Here is a 20,629-nt window from a genome sequence, read left to right as displayed (position 1 = left end):
TGTTTTAAAACAGCCAGTTGCCATTAAACCGATGGTTGGTGACTGGTCACGCAGTGAATACCGCCTCCCCCGGCGCTGATCGCGTCGATATTAAGCTGCACCACTTCACGCTCCGGGTAGAGCTGCGACAACAGCTCAAACGCCTTGGCATCGGCTGCCTTGTCACCAAATTCGGGGGCGATGATCGCCCCATTGATCACGAAGTAGTTGATGTAGCCCGCGGCAAAATCCGGGTTGTTGCGGCTGAAACTGCTTTTGCGCGGCTTGAGCGGCGGCGACACGGTATGCACCTGTAGCTTGCGACCCTCGGCGTCCGTGGCGTTTTTGAGAATCTCCAGATGCGCACGGGTGACCTTGTAATCGAATGACGCTGGGTCGTTGTCGAGGTTGGCGATCACCACGCCGGGTTGGGTAAAACGCGCATAGAAATCGACGTGAGCATCGGTGATGTCCTTGCCCTTGATGCCCGGCAGCCAGATGATTTTGCGCAGGCCTAATTGGGCTTTCAGTTCCTCTTCGACCTCGGTCTTGCTCCAGTCGGGGTTGCGGTTGCTATTGATCCAGCTACTTTCGGTCATGATCCCGGTGCCATGGCCATCCACTTCGATCGCACCGCCCTCGCCCACCAGTTCGCTGCGTACATAATCGGCCTGCGCGGTGCTCGCCACCCGAGCGGCCAATTGCGCATCCTTGCCATGCTGTTGTTTGTTGCCCCAGCCGTTGAAGTTGAAATCCACGGCGCCCAGTCCGCCCTTGCCGTCGGTGACAAAGTTGGCGCCGATGTCGCGCATCCAGATGTCGTCGAGTTCGGTGGTGACGTAGGTGACATTGCTCGTGCCGCACTGTTTCTCGGCCAACGCCCGCTCACGCTGACGACAGAACACGGTCACTGGTTCATAGCGGGCGATGGTGCGCGCGATCAAACCCAGGGCGGCTTGCACGTCAGGGGTGAAATCAGCCCAGATCGCCTCCTGCGCGCCGAATGCGATGAAGGCCCGTTGATGTTTGTCGCCCTCGTCCGGCATGTACCAACCCTGAGCGACAGCCGCTTGCACGCGCGTCAGCCCCAAGGAAGCGGCGATGCCTACACCGGCGACAACCGATACCTGTTTGATGAAATCCCGACGTGTCGGCATATATCCCTCCCTGATCATTTCGCAGTGGCCGTCTTGAATTTGGTCCACGTCCGCATCCGCGCGCGCATGTCTGACTGGAGAATGTCCTTGCCCGGAATCAGCCGCGCATAGGTCGCCTCGTCGAGGTAAATATCCGGGTTATTGCGCATGGTCGCGTCAACCTCTGGACGGGCCTTGGCATTGGAAGTGGGATAGCCGGTGAAGTTACTGATGGCCGCCATGTTCTGCGGGCGCATGACGAAATTAATGAACGCGTAGGCGTACTCCGGGTGTTGCGCGTCGACCGGGATCGCCATGGTGTCCATCCACACCGTGGTGCCTTCGCGGGGGATGCGGTACTGGAACGAGGTGTTCTTGCCGGCGCTGTCCGAGGTACGTTGCGCCTGGGTCATGTCGCCGCTATAGCCGAGGGACAGGCACAGGTTGCCGTTGACCAGGTCGGTCACCGGTTGCGACTGGAACTTGCGAATGTACGGCCGCAGTTTCATCAGCAGCTCACTCGCTGCAGCGAGGTCCTCAGGCTTGGCACTGCGCGGCTCGCGGCCGAGGTAGTTGAGCACCACCGCCAGCACTTCGTCCGGCGAGTCGATCATCGAAATACCGCAATCGGCGAATTTGGCCGCCAGTTCCGGCTTGAACAACATGTCCAGGCTGTTGACCGGCGCATCCGGCGCCCGTTGTTTGATCTGCTCGGTATTGTAGGTCAGGCCGATGGTGCCCCAGGTGTAAGGCACGGTGGCGTTTCTGGAAAACCCGTAATGGGAGCGCAGTTTCTGTAAACCGGGCTCGATGTCGCCCACTGCGGTGAGTTTGGCTTGGTCCAGCGGCAACAGACTGTGGGCGCGCATCAAGCGTTCGGCCACGGTGTCGCCGGGGAAAATCAGGTCGTAACCACTGCCGCCGGCGAGCATTTTCGCTTCAAGGGTTTCGCTGCCGTCCATGACGTCGTAGATCACCTTGATCCCGGTTTCGGCGGTGAATTTGGCCAAGGTGTCTTCGGCAAAATAATCGGCCCAGTTATACAGCCGCAGGGTTTTCTCTTCGGCGTGCAGCGATGGCGCAGCACATGACAGCGTCAGGACAGCGAGCAACAACCGGTTGGCAATACGCATGATCAAACCCCTTGGGTAGCCCAGCGAGAATGGAGGTGTCGGCCGTCCTGGCTCAGCAACGCGCCGTACATGTCTGGACGACGGTCGCGGTAAATGCCCCAGCTCAGGCGTTCTTCGCGCATGGCGGCCAGGTCGAGGCTATGGACCAGCACACCGGTGCTGTCACGGTCGGCTTCGGCGAGCAATTTGCCCTTGTGGTTGCAGATAAATGAGGAGCCGTAGAAGCTCATCTGCAACGCAGGATCGGTGGTCGCCACTTCCCGGCCGACGCGATTGGCCGCCACCACCGGCAGGATGTTCGCCGCCGCGTGACCGCGCATGGTCATCTGCCAGTGGTCCCGGGAATCCAGGGCTGCACAACCCGGTTCAGAGCCAATGGCCGTGGGAAACAGCAGGACTTCGGCACCCATCAACGCCAGGCAGCGCGCGGTCTCGGGGAACCACTGATCCCAGCAGATCCCCACGCCGAGACGCCCGAACGCCGTGTCCCAGACCCGGAATCCGGTATCGCCGGGGCTGAAGTATTCCTTCTCCTGATAACCGATGGCGTTGGGGATATGGGTCTTGCGATACACCCCCAACAAACGTCCATCGGCATCGGCCACGCTCAAGGAATTGAAGTAGGCATTGCCAGCCTTCTCGAACCAGCTCAATGGCAGTACCACCCCCAATTCCCTGGCCAGTGCGGCAAAGCGCTTGAGCACATGGCTGTCGCGATATTCTTCGGCGAGCGCCAGGTGTTTATGGCTTTGCTCGATGCAGAAATACGGCGTGGCAAACAGCTCTTGCAGCAGGATAACTTGCGCGCCTTTGGCCGCCGCTTCGCGGACCAACTGCTCAGCCAGATCAAGGTTGTTTGGCAAGTCCCAGGTGCACGGCATCTGGGTGGTGGCGATCGTCAACAGGGTCATGGCTTCAACCCTCCACTGGCCAGGCCGGCTGTTGCTGGGTGATGCAATGCACCCCGCCGCCGCCATGGGCCAGGTGATTGATCCGCACCGGCACCACTTCGCGTCCTGGGAACGCCTGAGCCAACACCTCGGCCGCCGCGTGGTCGGCGTCGATGCCATAGGCCGGCATGATGATCGCGCCGTTGGCGATGTAGAAGTTGGTGTACGAGGCGCAGAACACTTCGGCTTCGGTGTCCACGGCGTCGGTGGCTTCGAACAACTCGATCAACTCGAATCGGCGACCCTGGGCATCGGTGGCCAACTCCAAAGCGCGGCGGTTCTCGCGGGCCACTTCGGCGTACACCGACTGTTTGTCGTGGGTCGCATCCACCAGCAACACCCCAGGGCGGGCAAAGGCGCAGACGCCATCGACGTGGCCATCGGTCATGTCGCCGGTCACGTAATCCGGATCGCCCGGTAGCCAGATGGTTTTCTTCACGCCCAGCAGACGGCTGAAGATGTCTTCCATCTCAGCCTTGCTGGTGTCCGGGTTGCGATTGGCGTTGAGCAACACCGATTCGGTGGTGATCAGCGTGCCTTCGCCGTCGACATGAATCGCCCCGCCCTCGTTGCTCAGCGGTGTGCCGAAACACGCCAGGCCGAGGTGATTGAGTGCGCGGCGCGCCAGGCTTTCATCGAGGTCGTGGGCCGACTTGCCGCCCCACGCATTGAAGCGCCAGCTCACACCGGCCAGGCCCTGTTGCGGGTGGCAGACGAAGCTCGGGCCGGAGTCGCGAAACCAGCTGTCGTTCACGGCCAGCGGGATCAATTCGATGTTGCGGCCGCACAGCGCTTTGGCACTGGTCATTGCCGACGGATCAACGACCATTTTCACCGGTTCGAAACGGGCGATGGCGTTGGCTACCCCGGCGAAATCCTCTTGCACCTGCGCCAAGGTGACGCGCCAACCGGATTCCCAAAGTGCCTGGTTATGTGGCCACACCATCCAAGTCGCGGCGTGCTTGACCCACTCTGCGGGCATCATCCAACCATTGTTGTTCTGTTGCATCACCAGTACCTTTTAGTTAAGACATTGTGTTCAATGAAAACTGTCTCGAAAGTCTTGGCATGCATGCTACGGCCGTAAAAACAGGCGAACAAACGATGGATTTAGTGGAAAACTGATTAGAGGAACTTATCAATATGCTCAAGCACTGGCCCCCGCTCAGTACCCTTCGCGGCTTCGAAGCCGCTGCCCGACTGGGCAGTTTCCACAAAGCTGCCGCCGAGCTGAACCTGACCCAATCGGCGATCAGTCAGCAGATCCGCAGCCTTGAGGCTTACCTTGAGCAGCCGTTGTTTTTCCGCAGTGGCCGCAGCGTCAGCCTGACCGATGCCGGCCATGATTTGCTCAGCACCACCCAGGCGCTGCTGCAGCAATTGGCCGTGGGCATTCGTCGCCTCGGGCAATACCAGAAACCCAACCAACTGGTGCTCAACACCACGCCAGCGTTCGCCCGTCACTGGCTGCTGCCACGCCTGGGGGATTTTCGCCGTCAGCATCCGGAGGTTGATCTGTGGATCTACAGCACCGATGAAGTCCCGGACATGACCACCCAGACCATCGACGTCGCCGTGCGCGACGACATCAGCTCCCAAGCCGAATGCAGCTTCAAAGTGCTGCACACCGACCGCCTCTACCCGGCGTGTCATCCGAGCCTGTTGGCGCTGCCTACCGAACGGCGCACCACCCTGCACGGCGAGCGAGAAATGGATTGGAGTCATTGGGCGGTCGAGGCTGGCATCGATGTCGGCCAGCACGATCAAGGACTGAACTTCTCCGATCCCGGCCTGCTGCTGGACGCCGCGTGCGCCGGACTGGGCATCGCCCTGGTCAGCGAACTATTGAGTCGTCAGGCACGGGCCAACGGTTCGTTGCAACCTTTGGTGGAGCAAACCATCCGCGGCCCGAACTGGGCGCTGCTGACCCACCGCGACAGTGAAAGCAACGCGCAAAGTTTCAGCGAGTGGTTGCTGAGTCAGCTGGAGGCGGCCTAACGGCGCTATTCATGCGAAATCCGGCAACAGTGTTTGTCCCGTGGCCGGCTATTTGAGGGAAAGGCAAACCCCTAGCATCGTCTCTACCCGCTGAGCAAACAGCTCGCGAGGTCAAACAACCCACCTTGAACGAGACGGTGAACATCATGAAACTCTCAAACATTGCGCTGTTTTTTGCGCTTGTCGGTGTCGGCGCACACGCCTTTGCAGACGACGCTGATTCAACTGAGGCGACCCGCCAGCCACCGGCTGAAAGTTATGCTTACGGCATGAACCTGGACATCCAGAAAGTCATTGCGATTACCGATACCGGGGATCAATGCGGTCCGGTTCCAGCGCAAATGACCTACGAGGATTCCCACGGCCAACGACACATTCTGCAGTATCAAGTCATGGGCACTGGCTGTTCAAACGGTTGAGTGCCGTGCAGACGATGGAGGGTCGACACTCCATACCTGCGGCCATCGCTACTTCGCTGAACCGACTATTTTTTCATCAGCAGCCAACAAGCCTGGAATGTACGTCTTGAGAAATTCCACCCAGGTCTTTATTTTTGCGTCCACGAACTTGCGTGACGGGTAGATGGCAAACAGATTGAATTCCTCGAAGTGATACTCCGGCAACACGCGCACTAGCGTCCCCGCTTTCAGGCCATTCACCGCAGAAGCAATCGGTTGAATGCCGATCCCCATTCCATTGGTGATCGCGACGGTCATGCCATCGGCGGTATTGATGTGGAAAGGAGACACGGGAATAGTGATCGTCTCCACGCCTTCCGGCCCCTCAAATGCCCAGTGTTCAACCGGCATGACCGTGTTAACAATTCTCAAACAATCATGTGCAGCAAGGGCACCCGGCGAATCGGGAATGCCGCGTTTCTTCAGGTATGCAGGCGAAGCGCAAAGGATGCTGTAGGTGATACCAAGCCGCTGGGCGACAAAGCCCGAATCTGGCAGATCCCGCGCCAGCACAATCGACATGTCATAGCCCTCCTCCAGCAAATCAGGCAGCCGATTGGTCAGGGTCAGATCAAACATGACCGAGGGTTGCGTCTCCCTGTACCTGGCGATGGCATCGATCACGTAGTGATTGCCGATGGCGGCCATCGCGTGAATCTTCAGCCTGCCCGCAGGCATGACTTGAGCCGTGCCCGCCTCCTCATCCGCCTCGCGCACCTCATCCAGGATTTTCTCGCAGCGCTGCAAATAGCGCGTACCGGCTTCGGTCAGCGCCAGGCGTCGGGTGGTGCGGTTGATCAGGCGGGTTTGTAGCCTCGCTTCGAGACTGGAGACGGCTTTGGAAACGTTGGTGGTGGTGGTGTCCAGAATCTCGGCAGCTGCAGTGAAGCTGCCGCTTTGAGCGACCGTCATGAAAAAACGCATGGTCTGGAAAACGTCCATCAATGGCACCTCAGAGACAACGGATAAAAAGCGTGGCACCGACTCATTTGTGTAGGAGCAAGACTTGCCCGCGATGAACGATAACGCGGTGGATCAGGGTTGACGCCATCGCGAGCAAGCTTTGCTCCTACAGTTTCTGCATTATTTCTTGCGCGCGATAAACCCAGGCACGCCGGTCTCCACCACCGAGTTGAACCGCACCCGCGTCGTAATCTCTTCCTTGATCTCACGCATGGCCCGCTGCGGCAAGGTAGCAATATCCATGTTCTCCTGGATATGGCTCGGTGTTGCCGAGGTCGTCAAAAACGCCACACCCCGCTGCACCGACCAGGCCAACGCCACTTGCGCCGGGGTCTTCTGCAAGCGCCGGGCGATCCCGGTAATCACCGAATCTTCCAGGACTTTCGGCTCCATGCCATGCCCCAGCGGCGCAAAGGCCAGGACGATGATGCCGTGCTGCTGACAAAACTCCAGCAGTTCCCATTCCGGCAGATAAGGATGGGATTCAACCTGCACCACGGCGGGTTTGATCCGCGCCACGGCCACGATCTCTTTCAACGCCGGCAAGGTGATATCCGACAAGCCGATGGACGTGCACCGGCCTTCATCCACCAGGCGTTCAAGTGCGCGCCAGGTCTCGATCAAGGTCACGCCGGAATCGTAGATGACATGCCCAAAAGCATCCCTTGGATCCTGGTTATCACCGGGTTGAAAGGCGAACGGCGTGTGAATCAAATAGCAGTCGATATAGTCGACCTGAAGCCGTTGGCAACTGGCCTCAAAAGCGGGTTTAACGCGCTCGGGCCGATGGTTGGTGTTCCACAGTTTGGTGGTGATGAACAGGTCCTCGCGCCGAATCTTGCCGGCCTCGAACACGTCTTTCAAAGCAACGCCGACCATGTCTTCGTTGCGATAGCGTTCTGCACAGTCGAAATGGCGAAACCCGGCGTCCAGTGCATCATTGACTGCTTGCGTCGTAACGCTGAGATCGCGAAACAGCGTGCCAAATCCCACGGCCGGTATCTGGCCGGAACCGTGATTCAGCGGGAATCGGGTATCGCGAAGTCCATCGTGAAAGGCTTCATATGACATGTCTTTACTCCACTAACTGGGGCCGCAGCCGTTATTGATACGAACGTTTCGATGCTTCGCCAGAGGCCACTTTCTGCTCGAACACACCGACGGAGTTGCCGCCGAGCGCCACATACAGGCGCACGGTGTCGAGGTATTGCGCGGTCTTCACTCTGATCTGCCCCAGCAAGGCCTGCTCGTAGGCGCGCTCCGCTTCAAGCACTTGCAGGATGCTGTTCTCGCCTTGGGCGTAGGCTTGCTGGTTCAAGCGAAAACTGCTGTCGGCGGCGCGTAATGCATCTTCCTGCGCGAGGTTTTCCTCGGCGTGATGGTTGATCGCTTGCAGCGTGTCCGCGACTTGGCCAAACGATCTGATGACGGTTTGCTGGTAACCCGCGAGAGACGCCTGGTAGCCATCGACGGCAGCCTGGCGTTCAGCCTTGAGCGTGCCGCCATTGAAGATCGGCGCGGTCAGCCCCGCGGCGAACCCCCAGAGTGCGGCGCCGCCATTGCCGGAAGCGGCCTGGGCCAGCGACGCGGAAAGTTGTATGCGGGGATAGAGATTGGCGGTCGCGACGCCCACCGCCGCGCTGGCCATGTGCAACTCGGCTTCGGCTTGCAGAACATCCGGTCGGTCGTGAGCCATCTCCGAAGGCAAACTGACCGGCACGTTGGACGGCAAGGCAAACTCGGCCAGTTCGAACTCCGGCGCGATCCAGTCACCGGGGCCTTTGCCGGTCAGGATCGACAGCGCGTGACGCGCTGAATCACGCTGCTGCGCGAGGGGCGGCAACAGCGTACGGTCCTGGGCGAGCCGGGTTTCGGCCAGCGACACATCGATCTGCGTGGTGGCGCCACTGGCGTGTGCCCGGCGCACGAGATCGAGGTTCTTCGCGTCATTGGCCAGCAGTTTTTCGACGGCTTGCATCTGTGCGTTGGCAGAGGCCAGCAGCAACGCCTGGCTCGCGACATCGCCGGTCAGGGTCAGGTACGCCGCCTCAAAGCGATGTTTTTGCAGCTCGGTAAACGCTTGCTGCTGTTCGACCAACCGCTTGTTACCGCCAAAAGCGTCCAGGTCGAAACCGACCCGCGGCCCGATCGCGTAGAAGTTGGAAACCGAGGCTTCTGGCGCGTTGTGGGTGCGCTGGCGACCGGCCTGCGCGCCAAAATCAACTTGTGGATACAGGGCACCCTCCGCCGCCGCGACCGAGGACGCCGCTTGCCGGATCGTTGCATCCGCCGCCACCAGTTCAAGGTTGCCGTCGATAGCACGGCGCACCAGCGCATCGAGTTTCGGCGAACGGAACGCCGTCCACCAATCACCGTTGACCTTTTGGCCAAGGACAATCTGCCGGGCAAGTCGCTGCTCGGCCTGTTGATCATAGTGCTGCGACTCGCTCGGCGCCGGGGTTTGAAAGTCCGGGCCGACGGTGCAGGCGGACAGGAACACCAGGAACGACATCGCCGCGACCCTGTGTCCATTGCTGAAAAGCGCATGAGATTTCATTGGGCAGACTCCACGGCAAATTAGAAGGTCGGAACCGGTTTGCGAAGAAACAGAACCAGCGGGCTCACCACCAGCATGGCCACCATCAAAATCTTGAATTGGTCGATAACGGCGATAAAAGCCGCCTGACCGGTGATCATTTCGTTGAGCCCGCCCAGTGCTTGCAGCGACATCGAATGCGCTTGGCCGCGGTAAGGCGTGACGTGGCTGACCAGCGCCACGTGCATCGCCTGCGTGTTGTTGAAGAAGAACGTTTGCACCACCGCCACGCCAATCGTGCTGCCGTAGACACGGGCCAGATTGAAAAACCCGCTGCCTTCCGGGCGCAGCTTGGGGTCTAGCGTGTTGAACGCCACCTTGCTGATCGCCGGCATCAGCACACCGAGGCCGACACCCTGGACGGCACCGGCCACCGCCACTGGCGGCCAGTCCATCAACGGCGAATAACCGAGCATCAGCCAGTTGCCATACACCACCAGCGCGATGCCCGCCGCCACGAAAAATCGTTGGTCGAGATGAGCGGGAACACGGCCCATCAGCAGGAAAGCGCCGACCAGTCCCACGCCTCGCGGGATCGTCAGGCAGCCGGTCAGCACTGGCGGGTAGCCGAGAATCTCGTCGAGCATCGGCGAGGTCAGCGCCATGGTCGACAGCAGCACGAAGCCGAGGGCGAAAAAGATGATTGTCGAGAACACAAAATTGCGGTCCCGGAACAATTCCTTATTGAGGAAATGCACCTTCGCGGTCAGCACATGCACCACGAACAGGTACAGCCCGAGCGATGCCGCTATCGCTTCCAGCCAGATCTCGGGCGAGGCAAACCAGTCCAGGCGTTCACCGCGATCGAGGAACATTTGCAGGCTGATCATGCCCAGGGTGAAGGTGCTGACACCGAAAAAATCCAACGCTGGACGTTGCTCGGCTTTCTTCTCGGCCAGCAGCAGCGTCACCACGAGGAAGATCCACGCCGATAACGGGACGCTGACATAGAACATCGAGCGCCAGCCGTGATATTCGCTGAGCCAACCGCCGATGCTCGGGCCGCTGGCGATGCCGAGCAGCACAATGGCGGTGAACACCGAGGCAAATTTCGCCCGCCGCGCCGCTGGCAAAGTCTCCAGGGCAATCGCCATCGACAGCGGCGCCAGCACGCCACTTGCCACGCCTTGAACAATCCGCGCGCCGACGAATTCCAGCGAGGTGGTTGCCGACGTAGCGAGCAGCAAGCCGAGGACGAAGATCGCCAGTGCCGCCTGGTACACACGCTTCAAGCCAAAGCGCCCGGCGAGCCACTGCGCAATCGGCAAGGTGATGGCGCTGGCGGCGAGGTACGCGGTGAATATCCAGCCGGCCTGGTCGTCGGTCATCGACAGGCTGCCCTGGATAAACCGCAACGCCGAGTTCGGCAGCGGCAAATTCGCCGACTGCATGTAGATCGCCAACAGCGCGGCGGATCTTAACGTTCCGGTGTTCATCAGAAATCACCCCGCAGTCAGCAACGATTTGAGCGGATGCCACCAAGGCCTGCGAAACCCGGTATCGACCCTGACTGTGGCGCTGGTACCCGAGAACAGCGGCAGCGCCGGATCCACCTCATCGAGTTCCAGCCGTACCGGAACCCGCTGAACGACCTTGACCCAATTGCCGGTCGCGTTTTCCGGCGGCAGCAAGGCGAAGTCCGCGCCGGCGCCGGGGCTCATGCTGGTGACGTGGGCTTTGAAAACGTGATCCGGGTAGGTATCGATACGGATCGTCGCTTCCTGGCCGGCGCGCATGTGCGTCACTTCCGTTTCGCGGAAGTTGGCCTCGACCCAGACCTGGCGGTCGGACAGCAGCGCAAAGGCTGGCGCGCCGTTGTTCACGTAGTTGCCGACCTGCAAATCGTCGACCTTGGCGACGATACCGTCGTCCGGCGCGTATACCGTCGCGTAGGAAAGGTAGAGCTGCGCCTCGTCCAGTTGCGCCTTGGCTTCATGCACCGTCGGGTGGTGATCGGCGTCGATGTTGGGATCGCCGTTCAGCGCGACGACGGTGCTGGCGATCTGTTGTTCGATCGACGCGATGCGTTGCCGGGACACTTTCAGATCGGTGTCAGCGCGTTCGTAAATGGCCCGGGAGACGAACTCGGTCGCGACCAGCGCCTTCTTGCGCGCAAATTCCTTTTGGTCGAAATCCGCCGACTCTTTCGCCGATTGCAGTTCAGCCTGTTGCTGGCGGTAACTGGCCTTCAGTCCATCGATGCGCAGCCGCGCCATGCTCAGCTGTGCCTGGGCACGGTCAACCGCGATCTGCAGTGGTTTCGGATCGATCCGAAACAACACCTGGCCCTTGCGAACCGGTTGGTTGTCCTCGACCGCGATGTCCACCACTTGCCCGGAAATCCGCGCGTTGATCGAAGCCTTGGCCACTCGGGCATAAGCGTTGTCGGTCGAAACAAAGGGCTCGCCCGCTACGTAGTGGGCATAGCCGACGGCGGCAAAAATGGCCGGCACACCGATCATCAGCAAAGGTCGCAGTTTCTCTTTGAGCGGCTTGCTGATGGGCGCGTCCGGCCCTGGATGCTCGACGGCGGGTGTCGCTGAGAGGTCGAACTGTTTAGTCATGATCGAATGCACCTATAACCGGGAAATGGGGGACAGCACCCACAAAAACAGCCATACCGTGCGCGGTCGGGAGGATCGCTCCACCGCGCCTGTTTCTTCGCCGCAAGACCCCGTTCGAGCTCGGCTACATCAACGCTTCAAGCCAAGGAATTTTTGATTCCTTATTTTTGTGCGATGATGTAAGAATATCGGCGAGCCCATCTTTCATCAAGAGTTTTATACGACATGGCACAAAAAAAGATTACAGAAGGAAAAGGTCGCGGCCGCCCTCGCGCGTATGACCCGCAGACGGCGCTGCAACAGGCGCTCGGAGTGTTCTGGAATACCGGTTATTCCGGCGCGTCCCTGGACAGCATCGCCACGGCGGCCGGCATGAATCGCCCCAGCCTCTATGCCGCGTTCGGTGACAAACACGCGCTGTACATCAAGGCGCTTGAGCAATATTGGGAGTTCGCGGCGGCGGCCATGCACGAGGCGCTGACCGACAGCAGCCTCACCTTGCGCGAGGCGCTGATGCGTTTTTACGAGGGGCAGTTGTCGATTTACTTTTCCGGCGAAGGCCAACCGCGTGGCTGTTTTGCGATTGGCACGGCGACCACTGAAGCGGTCGAGGATCAGGAAATTCGCGACGTGCTGTCCGACCGGCTCAGCCGGCTCGACGCCGATCTCGAAACGCGTCTGCAAACGGCCGTCAGTGTCGGCGAACTGAAAACCGATGCCGACCCGGCGGCTCTCGCGGTCCTCGCGTCATCACTGCTGCACAGCATTTCGATCCGCGCGCGCGCCGGCAAATCCCGGGCTGAATTGACGGAACTGGCGCGCAATGCGGTCAGCGTCATCTGCGGCTGAGGGGCTATAAAAGTGGGACTCGAAGATATTCTGGCCGAGCAACTCGCGGTGATTTTTTGCGGGATCAATCCGGGGATGATGGCGGCAGCCCAGGGTCATCATTTTGCCGGCCGGGGCAATCGCTTCTGGCGCACGCTGCATCTGGCCGGGTTTACCCCGGAGCAAGTGCATCCGGAAAATGATCGGTCAATTTTGCAATACCACTGCGGATTAACCGCCGTGGTTGACCGCCCAACGGCGCGCGCAGATCAACTGTCGTTAAAGGAATTCACTGCCGCCGCCAAGGACTTCGAACAGAAGATCGCACGCTATGCCCCGCGCTTCGTGGCGTTTCTCGGCAAAGCCGCGTATGGCGCGTTAACCGGTCAACGGGACATTGCGTGGGGGTTGCAGCCGAAGACATTTGGCGGCGCGGCGGTGTGGATTCTGCCTAATCCGAGTGGACGAAACCTGGCGTTCACCCTGGATCAATTGGTAGACGCTTACCATCAGCTCTATTTAGCCGCGATAAACGAAGCAAGACTCCGGTAGCATTACCCCAAAGGATCAATCCCGCTCAAGGAAGCTTCAATGCTGTTCACCCAACGCTCGACCCACACCCCGTTTCTGCTGTGCCTGGCGATCTTCATCACGTTCTGGCTGGTGCAGCTCAACGCGTTCAACATCATCGTCTGGAGCTACAACTTCTGCCATTTCCTGTACGGCTTGTGCGCCGCGTTGCTGTTGGGCTACGTGACGATTCCGACGAGGTTTTTCAAGCAGTCCCTGCGAGACAATTTTCACGCTCTGAAAACCGGCATCCCTTGGAGTCCATGGGGTGGCTTGATCATCGTGCTGTTCCTCTCGGCGTATAACGAGATGTACGTTGACCCGCGAGAAAACGGCATCCCGTTCAGTGCCGCCTACCAGAACTTTGTCGCCGACATGCTGGGCCTCGCGCTGTGCCTGACCCTCAGTCACTTCACCTTCCGCGACCGCTTGGGCAACACGCGAACGGACTATGCAACTAGCTCTGAAGTGGGCTCGATTCCCTCGGCCTGATCAATGCTGACTCATCAACCCATGCATCACCCCAAACCGTAACCCCGGCTCGGACGGCGTCATGTGCGAGATGCCAAACACCTTGAACGCCGCCAGCATGACCACCAGGCCGCCGGGCAGAATGCTCAACCGATGGGGTTGCAGCCCGGCCAACTTGAGCTGTTTGACGTGCCCGACTTCGAGCAGGCGCAGTGACAGGCGCAACAATCCGCCGTAGGTGATGCCGCTCTGGTCATCGTCGTTCAGGCCGTTGGCCTTGAGCACTTTGGCCAGCATCCGCGCGGTGCCGGACGAACCGATGGTCTGCTGCCAGCCCAGCGCGCGATAACGCCGGGCGACTTTCTCAAACTCCAGCGAGGCCACGCGCTCAGCCTCCAGCAGCGCCTGCGCGGTGATACGCCCACCCTGAAAATAGCGCGAACCGAAGGTGCCGCTGCCGATGGCAATGCTCTCGGTGACCAGCGGCTGAGTGCCCCGCCCCAGAATCAATTCGGTGGAGCCGCCGCCGATGTCCACCACCAGCCGCTGACTCTCGGCACCCGGCAGCGTATGGGCCACACCGGCGTACACCAGTTGCGCCTCTTCCTGCCCGGTAATCACGTCGATGCGAAACCCCAGATGCCGCTCGGCGCTGGCCAGGAACAGCTGCGCATTGTCAGCTTCGCGCACCGCGCTGGTGGCCACGGCCCGCACCCGGCACGACTCAAAGCCACGCAGCTTCTTGCCAAAGCGCGCCAACGCCTGCCAGCCGCGATCCAGTGCCAATTCGTCCAGCGCCCCACCCTGAAATCCTTCGGCCAGCCGCACCGGCTCACGCAGGGTTTTCACTTCCTGGATGACGAACTGTTGGTTCCGCCGGACCGACTGGCCGATCATCATGCGAAACGCATTCGACCCCAGGTCAATGGCCGCAAACAGAGAGGCGTCACCTTTCATGGTAGGGATTCCTGGCAGATTCATGAGCCCGCAGACGGAGCCTTGAAGACGGTTTGTGAAGAGCTTGCCACGGCATAGGTGACACGAAGATGACAGCGACTGCGCCAGGTCCTACAGCCGTTTCGTCACTACTTCGTCATATCTCCCGGAATACCATCGTCCGCGCCACCTTCCACGGGAGCCTCCGACCATGCTTGCCAATAACGACACCCTGATGCAGCGGATCCATCGCGAGCTGCTCGATCACAACGACGAAGAGCTGGAACTCGAATTACTGGAGGATGGACACAACCTTGATGAGCTGTTCGACGGGCACGTCGATGACGGCAGCGAGAAAGAAGAGAGACGGCGCTATTTCAGTGAACTGTTCCGCCTGCAAGGCGAACTGGTAAAGCTGCAAAGCTGGGTGGTCAAGACCGGGGCCAAAGTGGTGATTCTGTTCGAAGGACGCGATGCCGCCGGCAAGGGTGGCGTGATCAAGCGCATTACCCAGCGCCTCAATCCGCGGGTCTGCCGTGTTGCCGCCCTGCCCGCCCCGAATGACCGCGAACAAACCCAGTGGTACTTCCAGCGCTACGTCTCCCACCTGCCGGCAGCCGGCGAAATCGTGCTGTTCGACCGCAGCTGGTACAACCGCGCCGGGGTCGAAAAAGTCATGGGGTTTTGCAATGACGATCAGTACGAAGAATTTTTCCGCACGGTGCCGGAGTTCGAGCGAATGCTCGCCCGTTCCGGCATTCAGTTGATCAAATACTGGTTCTCGATTTCCGATCAGGAACAGAATCTGCGCTTTCTCAGCCGCATCCACGACCCGCTCAAGCAATGGAAACTCAGCCCCATGGACCTGGAGTCCCGCCGGCGCTGGGAAGCCTATACCAAGGCCAAGGAAATCATGCTCGAACGCACCCACATCAGCGAAGCGCCGTGGTGGGTGGTGCAAGCCGACGACAAGAAAAAGGCCCGGCTCAACTGCATCAACCACCTGCTCGGGCAAATGCCCTATGAAGAGGTCGAACAGCCGACGATCCAGCTGCCGCAACGGGTGCGCCAGGAAGATTACTCCCGCAACCCGACGCCACCGGAACTGATCGTGCCGCAAGTCTATTGAACGTCATCAATCTGTAACCTGACGACGTCAATACTCAGGGCATACAACGCGTGCTTTTTTTATGGCTGCCTTAACCGGCGGCTTTTTTTTGCCTGCCGTTCAGGGTGCCGGATAGCCTTCAACCTGATCCGGCCAAGCGGTCAACACTTCGTAGCCGTCATCCGTCACCGCCACCATGTGTTCCCACTGCGCCGAAAGCGACAAATCCTTGGTCACCACGGTCCAGGCGTCCGCCAAGGTTTTCACATGGCGTTTGCCGGCGTTGAGCATCGGTTCGATGGTGAAGATCATTCCGGTCTTCAGCTTCAGTCCTTGGCCCGGATAGCCGTAATGCAGGACCTGCGGTTCATCGTGATAGACCTTGCCGATGCCATGCCCGCAGTACTCGCGTACCACGCTGTAACCGTCGCGCTCGGCGACGCTCTGGATCGCGTGGCCTATGTCGCCCAGGGTCGCACCGGGGCGCACGATGCGGATACCGGCGCACATCGCTTCATAGGTGGTTTGCACCAGGCGCCGCGCCTCCGGGCTCGGTTCGCCGACGAAGTACATGCGGCTGGTGTCGCCGTACCAGCCATCCTTGACCACGGCAATGTCGATATTGACGATGTCGCCATCCTTCAGCACCTGGGGCGAAGGGATGCCATGGCAAACCACTTCGTTGACCGAGGCGCACACGGTTTTCGGAAAGCCGTGATAGCCGACATTACCGGGAATGGCTTTCTGCACGTTGACGATGTAGTCGTGACAGAGCCGATCGATGTCGTCGGTGGTGACCCCGGCCTTGATGTGCGGCGTGATCATCGCCAGCACTTCGGCCGCGAGTTTGCCGGCCACGCCGGACTGGGCGATTTGTGCCGGGGAATTGATCGGGACGCCTGCTTTCACTGCACGGTTCATTGCGCGGCTCCTGCGACGGCTGGCGATGCTTCGGCGAGTGCACAGACCTGTTGCAAGTCGAGGCCGCCGGCCTGTTCGGCACGGATCAGCAAACGGCAGATCGCGTTGTGATCCAGGTCGGGATGCAGCTCGGCGAGCATGCCGATGCGCATCCAGTGTTCGGCCTGAGCGTTGATCGAGCGGCTCAGCGCATTGCTGGCGACGCGCAGATTCTCGTGCATGTCTTCTGAAATTTTGACGATTCCCACAAATCCATCCGATATGAAATGCATACGAAACGTATACTACTTCAACTAAACGCGAGGTCGCAAACCCCGATAGCGTTTTTCCGTCCTGCGGCGCTTTCGCTTGGGCACAATCGATCTAAAAAGACTGGCCCGGGCCTGGGTCTTTTTGGCTATTCTGAAGTGGTAGGTGAAGACGCAGACTGATGCGCAAGAGGATAGCGAGAACGCGTGGGGCGCGCTCCGAAGGGTACACGGTTAGAAAGATCTCCGCGCTGAGATCCAGCCCTTATGCCGTGTGAGGCAGTAACGCACAAAACGTTGCTGTGAGAGGCCTGATAAATCTCGTAAGCCGGAGACCAGCACCGGCCACCTACTCAAATTCCAAAGCCCGCCTTGTGTGGGCTTTTTTGTGCCTGATGGCAGACCTGTGGCGAGGGAGCTTGCTCCCGCTGGGCTGCGAAGCGGCCCCGACGGCGGTTGCTGTTCAGGGTTGAGATAAATACCACCACCACCCAAGCGAGATAAATCCGGTCCATTCCGGGGCAGGCTGGCATTGATTGGGACAGCTTACGCAAAACCCTTGCACCCACCGCAAAATAAGCATCCCCGTCAGTCATCAACCGACGGGGCAAACAAATCATCGTCGACACCGACGGCAACGCCCAATCCGCCCAACTCGGCAGCTCACGCCGCCTCAAAACCATCTACCAAACCAACCTGCAAAGCGCCTACATGGTCGGCCGTAAAGCCAGCATGGAACAAAGCACCGACACCCACCCGTACTGGCGGGTCATCGCCATCCTCGACCACAGCGCACTCCACGGCCAAATCTTCCGCCACGACGACCCCATCTGGGCCACCATCTACCCACCCAACGGCTTCAACTGCCGCTGCCGCGTCATCGCCCTAAGCGAAGCCGCCGTCAAACGCCGAGGCCTGACCGTCATCACCAGCGAGGGAAGAACATCCACCGAAACAGTAGAGACCGGCACCCACAAACACACCGGCGAAATCCGAACCGCCACCGTCACCGCCGTCCGCCTCACCAACCCCCAAGGCCACACCGTCACCTTTCGCACCGACCCCGGCTTCAACCACGCCCCCGGTGCAGGTCTAGTCGCCGCCCTAAAACAAAAAGAGGCAGCGGCCAAACACCCATCCCCATAAACACTGCCGCCCCCGGTGGGAGCGAGCCTGCTCGCGAAAGCGGACAACCAGCCGCCCCAATCACCCAGGCAAAAACCCAATCCCTGTAGGCGCTGGCAAAGCCTGCGATCTTTTGATCCTGGCGCCCCCAAACCCCCAAAATACCCCCCCTGTGGCGAGGGAGCTTGCTCCCTCTGGGCTGCGCAGCAGCCCCAATCCAACCCAACCACCCACCGATCCCTGACAAACCACCACCCAAACCAAGCCCCCCATGCTCACCATCGAACTCAAATCCCAACACCTACAACACACCCTGCACCAAATTGAACAAGCCACCGGCAACCTCAAACCCCTCATGCAGGCCATCGCCGCCGAACTCGCTACCCAAACCGAAGAGAACTTCGAACACGAAGGCCGCCCCCAATGGCCCGAGCTATCCGATGTCACCACCGAACACCGCGCCAAAAACGGCCACTGACCCGGCCAAATCCTGCGGGTCAGCGCAGCCGGGCTCGCGGCTTCCATCACCACTCACACGACCGACAGTTCGGCTATGGTGGGCAGCAACAAACCGTATGCGGCGATGATGCAGTTCGGTGGAGAGCAGGCGGATTTTCCCCAACTGTGGGGTGACATACCGGGTCGGCCATATTTGCCGATGAAAGCCGAAAAAGATTTGCAACCTGAAACCGAGGAAGCCATTCTAATATTGTCGTTTGACTATTTATCGCGCGCGACGTGTATTTGACGACTGCTGTAGTGCATAGTAAAAAAATCCGCAAACCAAGGTATATCAGGTGAGTGTCTGGAGGGCATTACCAGCGCAGTCCGGCAAGAATGAGAACAGAGCCAAGGGCAATTCGAGCATGCGTTAATTTTTAGTCGTACAGAACATTAATTGGACCATAATCAACATGACAACAAAAAATGAATTTAACATTCCAATAGTTACACTCATCCCCCCGCTGACTTTAGACTGGGAAACGGATAAAGCCACCATCAAAAAAGCAGCTATGCAGCCTACCCCGGCAGACAAGTTCTACATTCTTGCAGCCGCAATTCAGAATTTTTTCAATATATTGACACATGGAAGTAAATCAGCGCCAAAGCACCCTCAAAGGTCAGGGCTTCTTCGCAAGGTTTATGACGAACTTTTTCCAATCGCCCATTTTGCAAAGCTGTATTTCGCTGAGTCAAATAATGTCTTGATCCAATGGTTTGACGGCAACCAAAATTTTGACGCAACTGTCAAGTATCAAAATGAATGTCTGGGCCGATCAGACATACGTTACTTGGAGGTTACCACTCTTCAGGATCGGGAAGATGCAAGGCAGCTCGAGGAGTTGTCCGAAGAAAAAACCATCACGACTGTCGTTGAATCAGAGCAGCAGAATCACCTTCGAAAGATCGATTTATTCGAGAAAGCCTTGAAGAAAAAGGGAGGTATAACCTACCCAGCCGATACAGCTCTGCTGGTGTATACCGACGAAGATAGATTTCGTAAGTGCTATTTTGGACTGCAACCGCCCGAAATTGATAAGAAAAAAGATTACGAAGCTGTACTTAATAAGTTGTCACATCTGCTAAAAGACTTTTCCCACGTCTTTGTTTACAGCAAGCATGAAATATACTGCACATGGTCGCCAAAATCGAATCAAGAAGAGTAACGTGCCGACCGATCGCAGGCCCTCACAAGGCCTGCGATCGCTAGAACCTCATCAGTCAAGCGCACTCTGTCAGATTTCTATTACCAAAAAGTGCCTAACAACATGTTTGTCTATCTTTAATGCCAGCGCGCGCAAAAATTTATTCGCTGCGTTTGCCTCGTTAAATTCTACCGTCAGTGTTTTCCCGTGCACCACGTTGTTTCTCAAGTCTCGATAAGAAGAAAAACTTGTTATGTCCGCAGCTGTAAGTTCCACACCAAAGCAATACTGTGCGACATGCGGTATTTGCGAGGCCTTCAAATCACTATAACTATTCCCAAGCTCCATGATTCCAAAAGCTGCGAATAATTCGGAAGGAAACCGAAAGTCCGTATGTTCGATTTCGTTCGTATATTTGACATACTTTAGGCTGTGACTTGGCTTTGCGTGCTCTCTAAGTTTATTAGCCGCATTTTTGGTTTTTTGATCTTCAGCAAAAACAAGATGCTGGTGCTGCCTTTCTCTCGCGCGCTCAACAAATGCCTCCTGCCCGCCATGAAACTTAAGAACTTCTGAAATTAAAGATTTGAAATATGCTTCGAAATAGCTGAAGGAGTTGATAAACATCAACTTTCCGAGATTCCTTCTGTACTCTGGTATGTATCCTCTTAACTGTTCAAAATTTGGATCACCCTTGAAGTGATCCGCGTCCGGGAGCTTAGGTGCACCACCTTTCTCGACAGCTTTTATGTAAGCATTTAAAGCGGGCACTGCGTGACAACACAAGACAGAAAAATCAATTGCAGATTGAATTTGCTGCTTTAAGATGAAGAAAGCGTTTGAATTGGTAATCATTCCCTGTTATCGTCCTGATGCAAGCATTGGTGTAATTGGTAACACACCCCGAGAAATTCCTAATAACCTTTGCTGCAGAGGTTATTTGGAAGGAGGAGTTCCTGGTTCGAGTCCAGGGTGTTTGTTCCATTCTTCAATATTTTG

21 protein-coding genes and 2 pseudogenes are annotated in these 20,629 nt (G+C 58.3%); 10 read left to right on the top strand and 13 right to left on the bottom strand.

The genetic code is table 11. The features are described from left to right. Positions 1 to 23: 23 nt before the first annotated feature. Genes HKK52_RS00535 through HKK52_RS00520 form a run of 4 tightly spaced genes read right to left on the bottom strand, consistent with a single transcriptional unit; the run spans position 24 to position 4,207 of the window. Positions 24 to 1,136, bottom strand: a complete 1,113-nt coding sequence (locus HKK52_RS00535) for an agmatine deiminase family protein (RefSeq protein WP_169368825.1) — start codon at positions 1,134 to 1,136, stop codon at positions 24 to 26. Between the two features lie 14 nt (positions 1,137 to 1,150). Next, positions 1,151 to 2,248, bottom strand: a complete 1,098-nt coding sequence (locus HKK52_RS00530) for an extracellular solute-binding protein (protein WP_169368824.1) — start codon at positions 2,246 to 2,248, stop codon at positions 1,151 to 1,153. 2 nt (positions 2,249 to 2,250) lie between these two features. After that, the gene (aguB, locus tag HKK52_RS00525) at positions 2,251 to 3,159 is read right to left on the bottom strand and encodes an N-carbamoylputrescine amidase (protein WP_169368823.1); all 909 of its coding nucleotides are present in this window, start codon (positions 3,157 to 3,159) and stop codon (positions 2,251 to 2,253) included. 4 nt (positions 3,160 to 3,163) lie between these two features. Next, complete coding sequence (locus HKK52_RS00520; RefSeq protein ID WP_169368822.1) at positions 3,164 to 4,207, bottom strand: agmatine deiminase family protein; 1,044 nt, start codon at positions 4,205 to 4,207, stop codon at positions 3,164 to 3,166. A 134-nt stretch (positions 4,208 to 4,341) separates the two neighbouring features. Here HKK52_RS00520 and HKK52_RS00515 point away from each other — a divergent pair, with 134 nt between their 5' ends. Together HKK52_RS00515 and HKK52_RS00510 are read left to right on the top strand one after the other, a co-directional pair. Further along, positions 4,342 to 5,196 carry a LysR substrate-binding domain-containing protein gene (locus tag HKK52_RS00515; protein ID WP_169368821.1) on the top strand — a complete coding sequence of 285 codons (855 nt, stop codon included), beginning with the start codon at positions 4,342 to 4,344 and terminating at the stop codon, positions 5,194 to 5,196. A gap of 146 nt (positions 5,197 to 5,342) precedes the next feature. Continuing rightward, positions 5,343 to 5,615 carry a DUF2790 domain-containing protein gene (locus HKK52_RS00510; RefSeq protein ID WP_169368820.1) on the top strand — a complete coding sequence of 91 codons (273 nt, stop codon included), beginning with the start codon at positions 5,343 to 5,345 and terminating at the stop codon, positions 5,613 to 5,615. Positions 5,616 to 5,663: 48 nt separating this feature from the next. On the opposite strand, the gene HKK52_RS00505 is transcribed toward HKK52_RS00510, so the two are convergent. The 5 genes from HKK52_RS00505 to HKK52_RS00485 all read right to left on the bottom strand — a co-directional run bounded on the left by HKK52_RS00505 (position 5,664) and on the right by HKK52_RS00485 (position 11,777). Further along, a complete protein-coding gene (locus HKK52_RS00505; RefSeq protein ID WP_169368819.1) occupies positions 5,664 to 6,596 on the bottom strand; it encodes a LysR family transcriptional regulator in 933 nt (310 codons plus the stop codon). A 141-nt stretch (positions 6,597 to 6,737) separates the two neighbouring features. Beyond that, a complete protein-coding gene (locus HKK52_RS00500; RefSeq protein WP_169368818.1) occupies positions 6,738 to 7,688 on the bottom strand; it encodes an aldo/keto reductase in 951 nt (316 codons plus the stop codon). A 31-nt stretch (positions 7,689 to 7,719) separates the two neighbouring features. Further along, positions 7,720 to 9,174 carry an efflux transporter outer membrane subunit gene (locus HKK52_RS00495; protein WP_169368817.1) on the bottom strand — a complete coding sequence of 485 codons (1,455 nt, stop codon included), beginning with the start codon at positions 9,172 to 9,174 and terminating at the stop codon, positions 7,720 to 7,722. Between the two features lie 20 nt (positions 9,175 to 9,194). Beyond that, complete coding sequence (locus HKK52_RS00490; protein ID WP_169368816.1) at positions 9,195 to 10,649, bottom strand: DHA2 family efflux MFS transporter permease subunit; 1,455 nt, start codon at positions 10,647 to 10,649, stop codon at positions 9,195 to 9,197. A gap of 6 nt (positions 10,650 to 10,655) precedes the next feature. Next, complete coding sequence (locus HKK52_RS00485) at positions 10,656 to 11,777, bottom strand: HlyD family secretion protein (protein ID WP_169368815.1); 1,122 nt, start codon at positions 11,775 to 11,777, stop codon at positions 10,656 to 10,658. Between the two features lie 225 nt (positions 11,778 to 12,002). On the opposite strand from HKK52_RS00485, the gene HKK52_RS00480 reads away from it, so the two are divergent. Genes HKK52_RS00480 through HKK52_RS00470 form a run of 3 tightly spaced genes read left to right on the top strand, consistent with a single transcriptional unit; the run spans position 12,003 to position 13,667 of the window. Further along, the gene (locus tag HKK52_RS00480) at positions 12,003 to 12,626 is read left to right on the top strand and encodes a TetR/AcrR family transcriptional regulator (RefSeq protein WP_169368814.1); all 624 of its coding nucleotides are present in this window, start codon (positions 12,003 to 12,005) and stop codon (positions 12,624 to 12,626) included. A 6-nt stretch (positions 12,627 to 12,632) separates the two neighbouring features. After that, complete coding sequence (gene mug / locus HKK52_RS00475) at positions 12,633 to 13,157, top strand: G/U mismatch-specific DNA glycosylase (RefSeq protein ID WP_169374142.1); 525 nt, start codon at positions 12,633 to 12,635, stop codon at positions 13,155 to 13,157. A 39-nt stretch (positions 13,158 to 13,196) separates the two neighbouring features. Then, a complete protein-coding gene (locus tag HKK52_RS00470; RefSeq protein ID WP_169368813.1) occupies positions 13,197 to 13,667 on the top strand; it encodes a hypothetical protein in 471 nt (156 codons plus the stop codon). Here HKK52_RS00470 and HKK52_RS00465 read toward each other — a convergent pair whose 3' ends face one another. Beyond that, a complete protein-coding gene (locus HKK52_RS00465) occupies positions 13,668 to 14,603 on the bottom strand; it encodes a Ppx/GppA family phosphatase (RefSeq protein ID WP_169368812.1) in 936 nt (311 codons plus the stop codon). A gap of 214 nt (positions 14,604 to 14,817) precedes the next feature. On the opposite strand from HKK52_RS00465, the gene ppk2 reads away from it, so the two are divergent. Beyond that, entirely contained in the window at positions 14,818 to 15,711 is an 894-nt protein-coding gene (gene ppk2, locus HKK52_RS00460) for a polyphosphate kinase 2 (RefSeq protein WP_429515947.1), read from the top strand. 99 nt (positions 15,712 to 15,810) lie between these two features. Here ppk2 and map read toward each other — a convergent pair whose 3' ends face one another. Further along, on the bottom strand, positions 15,811 to 16,611 hold the full coding sequence (gene map / locus HKK52_RS00455; protein WP_429527740.1) for a type I methionyl aminopeptidase: 801 nt from the start codon (positions 16,609 to 16,611) through the stop codon (positions 15,811 to 15,813). After that, positions 16,608 to 16,859, bottom strand: a complete 252-nt coding sequence (locus tag HKK52_RS00450) for a ParD-like family protein (RefSeq protein WP_169368810.1) — start codon at positions 16,857 to 16,859, stop codon at positions 16,608 to 16,610. Before HKK52_RS00450 ends, map begins: the two co-directional genes overlap by 4 nt. A 594-nt stretch (positions 16,860 to 17,453) precedes the next feature. Between HKK52_RS00450 and HKK52_RS00445 the strand changes: the two genes are divergently transcribed. From HKK52_RS00445 to HKK52_RS00435, 3 genes and pseudogenes are all read left to right on the top strand, one after another. Further along, the gene (locus HKK52_RS00445) at positions 17,454 to 18,005 is read left to right on the top strand and encodes a phage head morphogenesis protein (RefSeq protein ID WP_169374140.1); all 552 of its coding nucleotides are present in this window, start codon (positions 17,454 to 17,456) and stop codon (positions 18,003 to 18,005) included. Positions 18,006 to 18,255: 250 nt separating this feature from the next. After that, positions 18,256 to 18,732: pseudogene (locus HKK52_RS00440) on the top strand (phage virion morphogenesis protein). A 166-nt stretch (positions 18,733 to 18,898) separates the two neighbouring features. Next, on the top strand, positions 18,899 to 19,651 hold the full coding sequence (locus HKK52_RS00435) for a hypothetical protein (RefSeq protein WP_169368809.1): 753 nt from the start codon (positions 18,899 to 18,901) through the stop codon (positions 19,649 to 19,651). Positions 19,652 to 19,720: 69 nt separating this feature from the next. Here HKK52_RS00435 and HKK52_RS00430 read toward each other — a convergent pair whose 3' ends face one another. After that, positions 19,721 to 20,485, bottom strand: a complete 765-nt coding sequence (locus tag HKK52_RS00430; RefSeq protein WP_169368808.1) for a HEPN domain-containing protein — start codon at positions 20,483 to 20,485, stop codon at positions 19,721 to 19,723. 19 nt (positions 20,486 to 20,504) lie between these two features. On the opposite strand from HKK52_RS00430, the pseudogene HKK52_RS00425 reads away from it, so the two are divergent. After that, positions 20,505 to 20,614, top strand: a pseudogene (locus tag HKK52_RS00425). The last annotated feature ends 15 nt before the right edge of the window (positions 20,615 to 20,629 follow it).

It is taken from the genome of Pseudomonas sp. ADAK2, from assembly GCF_012935755.1.
Classification (GTDB): Bacteria; Pseudomonadota; Gammaproteobacteria; order Pseudomonadales; family Pseudomonadaceae; genus Aquipseudomonas.
The sequence above is the reverse complement of the archived record's forward strand: the minus strand, read 5'-3'. Positions and strand labels throughout refer to the sequence as shown.